This is a genomic window from Bacillus sp. B28 (genome assembly GCF_029536185.1).
GTDB classification, from domain to species: Bacteria; Bacillota; Bacilli; order Bacillales; family Bacillaceae; genus Bacillus; species Bacillus halotolerans.
Map to the genome: position 1 here is coordinate 867886 of NZ_CP120511.1, position 12684 is coordinate 880569.

The window sequence follows — 12684 nt, forward strand, 5'->3', positions numbered from 1 at the left end:
GAGGTGTCTTCATGAGTGATCCTTATATGCCGCTGACTTCAGTCAGAAGCGGGACTGGGTTCGAGGCCGCAAAGGGTGTACATGGTCTGACCGTGCAAATTGCGAATGTCTATTTTATTCAGTATCCTTCTGAACCACGTTCATTTATTTTAATAGATGCCGGCATGCCTCAATCAGCCGGCATGATTTTAAACGAAGCAAAACAAAGATTCGGTGATGACTATCACTTGAAGGCCATTATTCTGACACACGGGCACTTTGATCATATCGGGGCCATTGAAGAGATCCTTGAGCATTGGGATGTTCCTGTTTATGTTCATTCGCGGGAAATGCCTTTTGTGACCGGAAAAGAGGATTATCCGCCGGCGCGCCCAGACAGCAAAAGCGGGCTGGTTGCCAAGCTGTCGCCGCTGTTTCCGCGCCATTCGATCGATATTTCCTCTCATGTTCAAGCACTGCCTGAAGACGGCACTGTTCCGTTTTTGGACGAGTGGATCTGGATCGCAACACCGGGCCACACACCGGGCCATATTTCATTATTCCGCGAGGACGGCCGTGTGCTTGTCGCTGGCGATGCGGTGATTACAGTTGAACAGGAAAAAATGGCTGACGTCTTCATTCAAAAACAGGAGCTTCACGGCCCGCCGGCTTATTTCACACCTGACACTGAGATGGCCGCCGAGTCCATTCAAAGACTTGCCGAACGAGAACCGGAAGCGCTGCTGACCGGGCACGGCATCCCAATGACAGGCAGAAACTTTCGCAGTGATTTAATGGAATTGGCCCATCATTTATCATTCCTTTGACACTCGCAAATGCGGGTGTTTTTTTATTTGTTTTTCCAAGAAGATGCAGAAAAACCATTTGTCTTCCCGCTCAAAAACGATACAATGAGAAGCATGAATGCGATTTGGAGGAGAGAGTTTGTTGGAAGATAAAGAAATACTCTGGAACGAAGCGAAAGCGTTTATTGCCAATTGCTATCAGGAACTCGGAAAGGAGGATGAAGCGCAAGACCGCCTCGATGACATTAAAAGTGAGATTGACCGGACTGGAAGCTATGTACATACAAAGGAAGAGCTGGCGCACGGGGCGAAAATGGCTTGGAGAAACAGCAACCGCTGCATCGGCAGACTGTTCTGGAACTCGCTGAATGTCATTGACAGACGTGACGTCCGGACTAAAGAAGAAGTACGGGACGCTCTGTTTCATCACATTGAAACCGCCACAAATAACGGGAAAATCAGGCCGACCATTACGATATTCCCTCCGGAAGAGAAGGGCGAAAAGCAAGTCGAGATCTGGAATCATCAGCTGATCCGGTACGCGGGATATGAATCCAACGGAGAAAGAATCGGCGATCCTGCTTCCCGTTCTCTCACCGCAGCCTGTGAGCAGCTCGGCTGGCGCGGAGAGCGGACCGATTTTGATCTTCTTCCCCTTATTTTTCGCATGAAGGGTGACAAGCTGCCGGTCTGGTATGAGCTGCCCCGCTCACTGGTGATAGAAGTTCCGCTGACCCACCCGGAATTCGAAGCGTTTTCTGACTTGAAGCTGCAATGGTACGGCGTGCCGATTATTGCGGATATGAGGCTTGAGATCGGGGGCGTTCATTATAATGCCGCACCGTTTAACGGCTGGTATATGGGGACGGAGATCGGAGCAAGAAACCTGGCAGATGTGAAGCGGTATGACATGCTGAAAAAAGTGGCGTCCGTGATCGGCATCGCTGCTGATTACAATACAGATTTATGGAAGGATCAGGCGCTTGTTGAATTGAATAAAGCTGTTTTGCACTCGTATAAAAAGCACGGCGTCAGCATTGTCGATCATCACACGGCTGCAAGCCAGTTTAAACGGTTTGAAGAACAGGAGGAAGAAGCGGGCAGAAAGCTGACGGGTGACTGGACGTGGCTGATACCGCCGATTTCACCCGCCTCCACACATATTTTTCACCGGTCTTATGACAATTCAATCGTCAAGCCGAATTACTTTTATCAGGATAAGCCTTACGAATAGACAATTGAAAACCGGTGATGGCCTTCAAGGCTGCTGGATTCAGTGACAGAGATGCCGGTAACCTTTGAAAAGGGGCTGCCTTTCTTCACGGCCTCAAGAAATGATTGCAAGGCGTTTTCCGGCCCTTCGGCCAAAATCTCGACACGCCCGTCATCACGGTTTTTGACCCAGCCGGTGAGTTTATGCTTATCGGCTTCCGCTTGAACAAAGTAGCGGAAACCGACACCTTGAACCCGGCCGTCTGCAACGATTCGATATTGAAGCATGTAAAAAACCACCTTTTCTTTTTATGATAATCAATCATTTTATATCCTGTAAAGGAGATGTGTTTATATGACATCAGCGCATTATTCCATTCTTTCTCTTAATCTGGGAAAGCCGCAGACGCTTGAATACGATGGAAAGAAAATAGAGACCGGCATTATGAAGCGGCCGGCAGATTCCGCAGTGATGCTGTATCGGGAGAATTTTGAGGGAGACGGACAAGCGGATCTCGTCAATCATGGCGGCCCTGATAAGGCTGTCTGTGTCTATCCGGCGGAGCACTATCCGTTTTGGGCCGAGTTTCTCTCAAGACCGCTCCCGAGCGCCGCGTTTGGTGAAAATCTCACGGTGCAAGGCCTGACTGAGGAGGACGTTTGCATAGGCGATGTCTTTCAGCTCGATGACGCCGTGGTTCAGGTCAGCCAGCCGCGTCAGCCGTGTATAAAGCTTGCCAAAAAGTTCGGTGCAAAGGATATGGTGCTGAAAGTTCAGCAAACCGGATATACGGGATTTTATTTTCGCGTGCTGGAAGAGGGCAGGGTTGCTCCGGGCGCCAAGCTCGACCTGCTGTCCAGAGGCAAAAAAGGCATATCCGTCCAATTCGCAAACCATATCAAATACCATGACACAAAAAATCTCGCCGCCATTGAACGGATTTTAAGTGAAGATGCATTGTCGGAAAGCTGGAGATCTTCCTTTATCAAAAAACGGGACAGGCTGCTTCCGATTCAATAAAAAAGCCGCGCATCTAAACGTGCGCGGCTTTACCATGTCAGGATTGTTTTTTCTTTGTTTCAAGCAGGTTGGCAAGAAAATAGGTTTTATAGCTTTGAAGCTTTCTTCCTTCATATTTCGTGATACCCTGCTTTTTTAATTCTGCCACATACCAGCCTTTACTGCCGTAATGCATGTCAGAAAACTCCTTTCCCTATCTGATTGACCAAACGATTGGCATTGTAACATCTATCAAAAGATGCTGAAAAGAGATGCGGGAAAAACTGAGTCTTTCGCACTAGTGATGCGAACTTTCTTCTTGTATGTATATGCGGAGTAAACGCTGAATATGATTTAATGCCCGGTGAGTTTCAGCACGACAATGCCAAGTGTCATGATGCTGAACACAATACCGATATATGTAAGCATCCCGTTTTTTTTCTTCACGCCGAAAACGGTCATGATGATGCCTTCAATGAAAAAGACGATTCCAAAAATAATAAACCACATGCGGACAATGGCTCCTTTCACAGACATTAATCCTAGTGTAGCATATCTGGATGGGCCGGGCTTGTGACAATATAAAGAAGCCGGGCATACGCCCGGCTTAGGTATTTATTGTTTCTCAACCAATTTGACTAACAGCTGTGCCAAATGTTTTTTCTCATCATCATCCGCAACGCTCCAAAGTTCCTGAAGCAGCATTTCTTCGCCGTTTTGCGGCTCTTCATGTTTCGCGAGATAGTCTCCCAGGATCGCAGCGCTTTTGACAAGCTTGCCGTCATCTAATCCTATTTTTTTGCCCCGGTTAACTTGTTTTTTCAGGTAGTCTTTAAATTCTTCAAAGTCTTTTAACATTTCTTCTTTTATTGTTCCGTGCATTGCATTCATTTCATTTTCAATTTGGATTTTTTCTTGATCTCTGTTCATTACAGTGCCTCCTCCTGCAGAATAGTGATGCTTTACCTGTAATAGGAGGAGGTTAAACATACGAAATGTGTTTTTACAGCTGTGTCAGGATAATCGGCTCGTCTTTGGTAATGACGATGGTGTGCTCAACTTGGGCGACCATGCTTTTATCCGGCGTCTTAAAGGTCCAGCCGTCTCCAGCTTCGACGATGGTTTCCGCTTTTGTTGAAATGAATGGTTCAAGTGCGATCACTGTGCCGTTTTTGAAGAGCGCGTTATCAAATGGATCATAATAGTTCATGATGTGGTTCGGCGCTTCGTGAAGGCTTCTGCCGATTCCGTGGCCAGTCAGGGTTTTAATGACGGTAAATCCTTTAGAACGTGCTTCATGATAAACGGCTCTCCCGATCTGATTTTGGCGCTTGCCGGCTTTTGCCTGCTGCAGCCCTTTTTGGAAGGCATCCTCTGCGCATTGGCATAGCTTGTGAAGTCGTTCTTCTCCTTCACCGAGCACAAACGAGATGCCTGTATCGGAGTAGAAACCGCCGAATTCAGCAGAGATATCAATGTTCACAAGATCTCCGGCTTTTAAAATAGTGGATGTGCTTGGAATACCATGCGCCACTTCATCATTTACGCTGATGCATGTAACACCAGGAAAGTCGTATTCTTTTTGCGGAGCCGAAACAGCGCCATGCTCGTCAAGCACCGCTTTTCCGATAAGGTCAAGGTCTTTTGTACTCATGCCGGGCTCTGCTTTCCGTTTCATTTCTTCACGCGCCAGCGCTACAATTCTGCCGATTTTTTTCAGGCCGTCTAATTCTTGATCGTTTGTTACAATCATCTGTCATTCCCGCTTTCTTTTTAAATAATCTAGTTTAAGCTTACCACAATTGGCTCTAGAATAGGAAACACACGAACCTGGGAAAAAAGAAATATGCCGGGAAAATTGGTATAGATCACTAGATATCTTGTATGGTATATTTTTAAAAAAGGGTAAGAGGGGGATGGGTATGCTTTCATTTTTACAAAAGCTTGGAAAGTCATTTATGCTCCCGATTGCGGTTTTGCCTGCAGTCGGGATTATCCTTGCACTTGGCAGGGAGGATTTATTCGATATCCCGTTTGTTTATCAAGCGGGAACTGCTGTTTTTGATCACCTGCCGCTTATATTTGCGATTGGGATTGCCATCGGCATTTCAAAGGACAGCAATGGGGCCGCGGGTTTATCGGGGGCGATTTCGTATCTGATGCTCGACGCGGCAACAAAATCGATTAATGAAGCAAACAACATGGCGGTATTTGGGGGAATTATTGCCGGTTTAATTGCGGGTTACACCTATAACCGCTTCAAGGATACAAAACTGCCGGAATATCTCGGGTTCTTCAGCGGCAGACGGCTTGTGCCGATTGTCACCGCTATTTTCACAATCATTTTAGCAGGAATATTCGGTTCGATATGGCCGCCGATTCAATCGGGAATTAACGCGTTTGGGGAGTGGATGCTTGGGCTTGGCGGAATCGGCGCGGGCATATTCGGCTTATTCAACAGGCTGTTAATTCCGCTCGGTCTTCACCACGTGCTAAATAATATTTTTTGGTTCCAATTCGGCGAATATAACGGAGTGACAGGAGATTTGGCGCGCTTTTTCGCTAAAGACCCGACAGCGGGCACATACATGACGGGATTCTTCCCGATTATGATGTTCGGTCTTCCGGCGGCATGTCTGGCAATGATTGTGACTGCCAAGCCGTCAAAACGAAAAGCAACGGCCGGAATGATGATCGGGTTTGCGTTGACTGCGTTTATCACAGGGATAACCGAGCCAATTGAGTTTGCATTTATGTTTTTATCTCCGCTGTTATACGCTGTGCATGCAGTCTTAACCGGACTGTCGCTATTCATCGTTAATTTGCTCGGCATACGCTCTGGATTTTCTTTTTCAGCCGGTGCGATCGATTATCTTTTGAGCTACGGAATTGCAGAAAAGCCGCTGCTGCTGCTTCTGGTAGGTATATGCTATGCGGCTGTATACTTTGTCGTGTTTTACGTCTTAATTAAGACGTTGAATTTGAAAACGCCGGGACGTGAGGATGATGATTTGGATGAAGTGCTGGACGAGAACACAGCACAGTCTGTCAATGAAAACATCATGCTGAAGGGGCTTGGCGGAAAAGAAAACCTGCAGACGATTGATCACTGTGCGACAAGGCTGAGACTGACAGTGAAAGATACGTCTTTAGTAAATGAAGCGTTATTAAAGAAAGCAGGCGCAAAAGGAGTCGTCAAATCGGGCGGGCAATCAGTACAAGTCATTATTGGCCCGAATGTAGAGTTTGCGGCAGAGGAATTACGTGCTGCAGTGAAATAAAAAAAGCAGAGAGGCTGGCCTCTCTGCTTTTTTCTTATTTATCTTCGTCTTCTGTTGACGTCTCTGAATCCTCGCCGTGTTTTGTGTAATCATAATCGGAAGGGTTCACCTTTGTAAAACCTTTCGGGCTGTAGAAACGCAGCAGGTCTCCGTTTATGATTTTATCGGACATTTCGAGTTCCTTCTTGACGAGTGAGTCTTCTGACTTGTCGATCTCAGATTCATCAAGCTGTTTACCGGTTTTTGTGTCATAGTACTTGCCGGATATTTTCGTGTACTTCGGTGATATAAAGTCTCCGTTACGGAACGGAATCACTTCACGGTGTTCTTTAGATAAAATATCAGAACCGGACATCAGGTAGTCTTTCGTATCCACCCCGAGCAAATGCAGAAGGGTTGGAGCCACATCGACGTCTCCGGCATATTTATGAACCTTTTCGCCCTTCACGCCGGCAGCGTGGATAAAGAGCGGCACTCGCTGAAGCTGGGCGTTGTCATAATCGGTAATTTCGTCTTTGCCAAGCACTTTGGCCATCGCGTTATTGTGGTTTTCAGAGATGCCGTAGTGGTCTCCGTACATCACGATAACCGATTTATCATATAACCCGTCTTTTTTCAGGTCATTGAAAAATTGTTCAATGGACTGATCAAGGTAATGGGCTGACTGGAAGTAGTTGTTGACGACAGAGTCGCCAAAGTCTCCAGCCGGGAAGTCAGTATCCCCCTCATCCATTCCGAATGGGAAGTGGTTAGACAGGGTAATGAACTTCGTATAGAACGGCTGCGGCAAGCTTTCTAACAGCGGCATTGATTCTTTAAAGAACGGTTTATCTTTCATGCCGTAGTTTTTCGTGTTTTCTTCGTTCATGTCATAGTAAGCAGAGTCGAAGAACTTATCGATGCCTTCCGCTTTGTACATTTCGTTTCGGTTCCAGAACGTCTGCGTATTCCCGTGGAACGTCGCAGATGTGTAATCTTTAGACTTCAAAATCGCCGGAACGGATTGAAGCGTGTTTTGCGCTTTGTTCACGAAAACGGAACCCTGAGCCAGCGGGTACAGAGAGTTTTCCATCATAAATTCTGCATCCGATGTTTTACCTTGTCCTGTTTGGTGGAAAAAGTTATCAAAGTAGAACGTTTCGTTATCGTGCGCCAGTTTATTTAAGAACGGTGTCACTTCTTTGCCATCAATTTTATAGTCGATGATAAAGGACTGTAAAGATTCAAGTGAAACGTAAATGACGTTTTTTCCTTCCGCTTTGCCGAAATATACATTGTTCGGCACATCGTAATTGGCTTTCATGTAGTTCTCAACTTCCGTTACGTCGCTTGAATCGGCAAGTGCGCGCTGGCTGTTGGATTTGACATTCTGCACAGCGTCATAAATCGTGAAATTGTATGTTCCTAAATATTTGACAAGATAGTTTCGGTCAAATGATCTCGTCAGCAATTCAGGACGGTCTGACTCCGCAACTGCCAGGTTGATTAAGAAAACGAGAATCGAAGACGCAAGAACGATTCGGAATGATTTTTTGTTAGACGTATCGGCAGGCTTGTTCACTTTAATCGCTAAGATAATCAGAATGATCGTATCGATAAAGTAAAAGGCGTCAGTCGGTCTCATCAGCGAAAATGCGCTGTCACCGAGTTGGCCGCCGTTTGTTTTAGCCTGCATAATGACCGGAATCGTAATAAAATCATTGAAGAATCGGTAATACACAATGTTTGCGTACAGTAAAAAAGACATTAAAAAATGAATCACTATGATGGCTGTCTGCTGTAATTTTTTCTTGAACAAAAGTCCAAATCCAAGAAAGAATAAGCTTGAGCTGAGCGGATTCACAAAAAGCAATATTTTCTGGATCGTGTTGTCTATTCCTAAATTGAAGTTCAGGACATAACCGACATACGTCTTTACCCATAACAGGACGACCGCAATTAAGAAGAAGGCCAGTCCTCTTTCTTTTATAAATGTTTTCATTGTTACACTCCTTTTTTCCGATCACAGTTCGAGCGAAACGATAGAAAAAACGAACGTATCCAATATAACACGAATCAGCGGATTAGAAAAGTGAAAATCGTCCGATGGAAAAAGTGGCGAAAAACGCCGTCGAATCAACGTTTTCTTAGGAATTTGCCAGATGTAAAAGCAGGTTTATTACTGTAAATAAAGGAATAATATGGTTTGTGACAGCTGTATGATAAAATATATTCATTAATGAAAAGAGGTGGGACGATGGATTATTCTCATATTGTGTCTGAAGATAAGATTAAACGCGCCATCAAAGACGGAGAATTTGACAACCTGCCGGGAATGGGAAAACCGCTGCCAAAGGATGATGCGGCCCACTTGCCGGAATCCCTGCGGATGGGATACCGAATGTTAAAAAATGCAGGGATGGCTGAGGATGAGGGTGCACTGAAAAAAGAGCTTATGACCCTCAACCATTTAATCTCCAAGTGCTATGACGAAAAGGAACGTGAGCAATTAGTAAGAAAAAAATCAGAGAAGCAGCTGATGCTCGATAAGCTTGCCGACAAAAAAGGCATGTTTTCCAAACCAGCGTCATCGTTTTATAAGAATCAAGTATATGAGCGGCTGGGGCGAAACAGACCTTCTTCCACTTAGTTTTCCTTGTCAGGCGATGTTTTTTAGCCGTACAGCTTCCTTTATTCCTCAATTTGACTTAGTTCTGTCTGCCCTAAAAGGTTTATGTTTTTCCATCTGTGGGGAATTGACCCATAAACGGGAAAGGGTGATGGGATGGAACAACTATTAGAATGGGTAGAGCGTATATCTGATTGGCTGTGGGGGCCGCCGCTAATTATCTTACTGACGGGGACGGGATTGTACTTCACCATTTTGCTGAAGTTTTTTCAATTTCGCTATCCATTATACATTTTAAAGCAGACGATCGGCAGCGTAGGAAAAAAGCCGAAGGGAGAGGGGACAGTTACGCCTCTTCAGGCATTGACATCAGCCCTCAGTTCGACGATTGGGGCGGCGAACATTGTCGGAGTGCCTGCGGCTATCATGTTTGGCGGTCCCGGGGCTGTTTTTTGGATGTGGCTGGTTGCCTTATTTGCTATGGCAATTAAGTTTTCAGAAAGTGTGCTTGCGGTTCATTACAGAGAAAAAAATGAGCAGGGTGAATTTGTCGGGGGACCGATGTATTACATAACAAAAGGGCTGCGCATGAAATGGCTCGGCGTGTTTTTTTCTGTTGCACTGATCGTAGAGCTGATTCCAAGCATAATGGTTCAGGGGAATTCAGTTTCAGTCTCTCTTGCCGAAACGTTTTCTTTCAATAAAATATACGCCGGAATCGGCATCGCGTTTTTGATTGCTTTAGTTGTAATTGGCGGGGTTAAGCGGATCGGAAAAGTAACAGAGTTTGTTGTGCCTCTCATGGCAGGGGCATACGCGGGAGCCGGTCTCCTGATCGTTCTTATGAATCTTTCATCTGTTCCGGCGTTTTTCTCTCTGATATTTTCGAATGCGTTTACTTCTTCTTCGGCAGCAGGAGGATTTGCAGGCGCTGCCTTGGCTGAAACCATCCGCTGGGGGTTTGCCCGCGGCCTGTATTCTAATGAAGCCGGGATGGGAACCGCCCCGATTGCACATGCGGCGGCAATGACTGACCACCCCGTAAGACAAGGGTTCTGGTCTGTGATCGGCATTGTCATTGATACCTTGATTATCTGCACCACCACGGCATTTGTCGTCCTTGCATCCGGAGTCTGGACAGGGAAGAACGCCTCAAGTGACCCAGCAGCACTGACTACGGCTGCATTTCAGCATTATTTCGGAACTGGCGGAGGATACTTCGTTTCGATTTCTCTCGTCTTTTTTGTTGTCTCGACCATTATGGTTGTCATCTTTTACGGCGTAAAACAAGCTGAATTTCTATTCGGACGGCTGTCGGGGCATGTTATTAAATTCGTTTATTTAGCGGCTATTATCATAGGTGCCGCCGGCGGAGCAAAAGCCATCTGGGGCTTTCTGGACTTAGCGTTAGTTTTCATTCTCGTTCCGAATGTGATTGCGCTGTTATTATTGAGCAAGAAGGTAAAAGCGCTGTATACCGAATTTTTCACATCTGAACAGTATTACCTGAAAGATAGAAGAAAAACGAAACAGAGTGCTGTTTGCCAGACAAAAGAAGCCGAAAACTCTTAGTGTTTTTGGAACTTAACCTCGTCTTACTCTTGATAATCAATTAGGTGAACAAAGGCAGCAAGATCGCATCACCACGTTAATGAGCGGTTTGATTCTGTTAAGTCTATCTGTTTTGATTCTTTTTTCATCTTGTCAATGCCCTGCGTACCTGCCATTCCGTCCGATATAGGCTAAGACGATGTCGGTCTTGGTTCTCGGGCCGATTTTAAAAGCGATCGTTTAAGCTGAAGTGATTGACGCGAAAGCGCACAAAAGCACTATTGACTCTGAGGCTTTCTGTAAAGCCTTCTGATGGACTCGGTGATCGGTTCTTCAGTGACTCTCCTTTGGCCGCCTTTTATTTTTACAATCAGGCATTTTGCCGTTTACAAAATAATAGATCTAAACTCGTCTCAGCCAATACGCTGGAAATAGACAGCATATCGGCTGAGATTCCTCGTTTTCCTTATTTCATCCCTCAGATGCCGCAAAAAAAAGACGGAGGACGTGATCCTGAATAGATTCAGATTTTACGATTCCTTCGATATATACAATAGATCCGCATGCACATTTCCGAAGTCCAACTTTGTAAACACAAATCTGAGCAGCCTTCTGTTAAAAAGGTCAGAGTTTTCCTTCGAGCTCACGCAGGAGCTGCAGGGCTTTCTCGTGTTTATTCTTTAGAGCAACCCTGCCTGTTTAAGATATTCTATGACTTTACGAATAGTATGAAAGCGCTATAAAAAGTTGTTGACTACATGTATATACAGGAATACAATGTAAACATAAGTTGTATATACAAGTTATCAAACGGAGGGGTTGGCATGGGGGAACTGAACAGATCAGCACGGCAAATTGTTGAAGCAGTCGGCGGTGCTGAAAATATTGCAGCGGCAACTCATTGTGTAACACGTTTACGCTTCGCGTTAATAGATGAAAGCAAGGTTGACCAAGAGGTGCTGGATCAAATCGATGTTGTAAAGGGGTCGTTTTCGACAAACGGGCAGTTTCAGGTTGTGATCGGCCAGGGAACAGTCAACAAAGTATATGCGGAACTGGTCAAGGAAACGGGGATTGGCGAGTCAACAAAGGATGACGTGAAGAAGGCCTCAGAAAAAAATATGAATCCTTTGCAGCGTGCTGTGAAAACGCTTGCAGATATCTTTATTCCAATTTTGCCGGCGATTGTCACGGCGGGTCTCTTAATGGGGATCAACAATATCTTAACGGCGCAGGGGATTTTCTTCAGTACAAAATCGATTGTGCAAGTGTACCCGCAGTGGGCGGATCTCGCCAATATGATCAATTTAATCGCAGGCACGGCCTTTACGTTCCTGCCAGCGCTGATCGGCTGGTCGGCGGTGAAACGGTTTGGCGGCAATCCGCTCCTCGGCATTGTGCTCGGCGTTATGCTCGTGCATCCTGATTTACTGAATGCGTGGGGGTATGGCGCTGCGGAACAAAGCGGAGAGATCCCTGTATGGAATCTTTTCGGCCTTGAGGTGCAGAAGGTCGGCTACCAGGGGCAGGTGCTCCCGATTTTGCTCGCTTCGTATTTGCTCGCCAAGATTGAATTGTTTTTGACGAAACGGACACCCGAGGGAATACAGCTTTTAGTCGTCGCGCCGATTACGCTGCTCGTGACAGGTTTTGCATCCTTTATCATTATCGGACCGGTCACATTTGCGATCGGGAATGTGTTAACTTCGGGGCTTATCTCGGTGTTCGGCTCATTTGCCGCGCTGGGCGGGCTGCTGTACGGCGGCTTATACTCGGCACTGGTGATTACCGGAATGCATCATACGTTTTTGGCAGTTGATCTGCAGCTGATCGGTTCTAAGCTCGGAGGCACTTTTTTATGGCCGATGCTGGCGCTGTCAAATATCGCTCAAGGGTCAGCGGCGCTGGCGATGATGTTTATCGTAAAGGATGAGAAACAAAAAGGCCTTTCCTTAACATCAGGCATTTCCGCTTATCTGGGCATTACAGAGCCTGCCATATTCGGGGTGAACCTTCGCTACAGATTTCCGTTTATCATTGCGATGATCAGCTCAGGGCTTGCCGGGATGTATATCTCATCTCAAGGCGTTTTGGCAAGCTCCGTCGGTGTTGGCGGCGTGCCCGGCATTTTCTCGATTATGAGCCAGTACTGGGGCGCATTCGCAATCGGGATGGCGATTGTCTTGATTGTTCCGTTTGCCGGAACATACGCTTATGCGCGACTGAAACGTAAATAACAAAGGGGAG

Annotated in this window: 13 protein-coding genes; 7 read left to right on the top strand and 6 right to left on the bottom strand. The window is 46.0% G+C overall.

What is annotated here, in order from left to right:
- Positions 1–11 precede the first annotated feature (11 nt).
- Positions 12–806 (top strand): MBL fold metallo-hydrolase, encoded by a 795-nt coding sequence (locus P3L57_RS04125; protein WP_202663643.1) that lies wholly within the window; start codon positions 12–14, stop codon positions 804–806.
- 121 nt (positions 807–927) lie between these two features.
- Positions 928–2019 carry a nitric oxide synthase gene (nosA, locus tag P3L57_RS04130; RefSeq protein WP_217828178.1) on the top strand — a complete coding sequence of 364 codons (1092 nt, stop codon included), beginning with the start codon at positions 928–930 and terminating at the stop codon, positions 2017–2019.
- Here the strand turns inward: nosA and P3L57_RS04135 are convergent.
- Positions 2010–2285 carry an acylphosphatase gene (locus P3L57_RS04135; RefSeq protein ID WP_010333374.1) on the bottom strand — a complete coding sequence of 92 codons (276 nt, stop codon included), beginning with the start codon at positions 2283–2285 and terminating at the stop codon, positions 2010–2012. The two genes, nosA and P3L57_RS04135, sit on opposite strands and share 10 nt — an antisense overlap.
- Before the next feature lie 67 nt (positions 2286–2352).
- Between P3L57_RS04135 and P3L57_RS04140 the strand changes: the two genes are divergently transcribed.
- Entirely contained in the window at positions 2353–3018 is a 666-nt protein-coding gene (locus P3L57_RS04140; protein ID WP_229043541.1) for an MOSC domain-containing protein, read from the top strand.
- Positions 3019–3055: 37 nt separating this feature from the next.
- Here P3L57_RS04140 and P3L57_RS04145 read toward each other — a convergent pair whose 3' ends face one another.
- From P3L57_RS04145 to map, 4 genes are all read right to left on the bottom strand, one after another.
- A complete protein-coding gene (locus P3L57_RS04145) occupies positions 3056–3193 on the bottom strand; it encodes a YflJ family protein (RefSeq protein ID WP_010333376.1) in 138 nt (45 codons plus the stop codon).
- A gap of 158 nt (positions 3194–3351) precedes the next feature.
- Complete coding sequence (locus P3L57_RS04150) at positions 3352–3507, bottom strand: hypothetical protein (RefSeq protein WP_010333377.1); 156 nt, start codon at positions 3505–3507, stop codon at positions 3352–3354.
- A gap of 105 nt (positions 3508–3612) precedes the next feature.
- Positions 3613–3927 carry a DUF3243 domain-containing protein gene (locus P3L57_RS04155; protein ID WP_044163609.1) on the bottom strand — a complete coding sequence of 105 codons (315 nt, stop codon included), beginning with the start codon at positions 3925–3927 and terminating at the stop codon, positions 3613–3615.
- Positions 3928–4000: 73 nt separating this feature from the next.
- Complete coding sequence (map, locus tag P3L57_RS04160; RefSeq protein ID WP_069487607.1) at positions 4001–4750, bottom strand: type I methionyl aminopeptidase; 750 nt, start codon at positions 4748–4750, stop codon at positions 4001–4003.
- A 169-nt stretch (positions 4751–4919) separates the two neighbouring features.
- Between map and nagE the strand changes: the two genes are divergently transcribed.
- Entirely contained in the window at positions 4920–6278 is a 1359-nt protein-coding gene (gene nagE / locus P3L57_RS04165; protein WP_024120573.1) for an N-acetylglucosamine-specific PTS transporter subunit IIBC, read from the top strand.
- A gap of 34 nt (positions 6279–6312) precedes the next feature.
- Here the strand turns inward: nagE and ltaS are convergent, their stop codons facing one another.
- Positions 6313–8259 (bottom strand): lipoteichoic acid synthase, encoded by a 1947-nt coding sequence (gene ltaS / locus P3L57_RS04170; RefSeq protein WP_059353394.1) that lies wholly within the window; start codon positions 8257–8259, stop codon positions 6313–6315.
- A 255-nt stretch (positions 8260–8514) separates the two neighbouring features.
- On the opposite strand from ltaS, the gene P3L57_RS04175 reads away from it, so the two are divergent.
- The 3 genes from P3L57_RS04175 (at position 8515) to treP (ending at position 12674) form a co-directional block, all read left to right on the top strand.
- On the top strand, positions 8515–8907 hold the full coding sequence (locus P3L57_RS04175) for a DnaJ family domain-containing protein (protein WP_059291655.1): 393 nt from the start codon (positions 8515–8517) through the stop codon (positions 8905–8907).
- A 135-nt stretch (positions 8908–9042) separates the two neighbouring features.
- On the top strand, positions 9043–10458 hold the full coding sequence (locus P3L57_RS04180; RefSeq protein ID WP_069487605.1) for an alanine/glycine:cation symporter family protein: 1416 nt from the start codon (positions 9043–9045) through the stop codon (positions 10456–10458).
- A gap of 803 nt (positions 10459–11261) precedes the next feature.
- Complete coding sequence (gene treP, locus P3L57_RS04185; RefSeq protein WP_059353393.1) at positions 11262–12674, top strand: PTS system trehalose-specific EIIBC component; 1413 nt, start codon at positions 11262–11264, stop codon at positions 12672–12674.
- Positions 12675–12684: the final 10 nt, after the last annotated feature.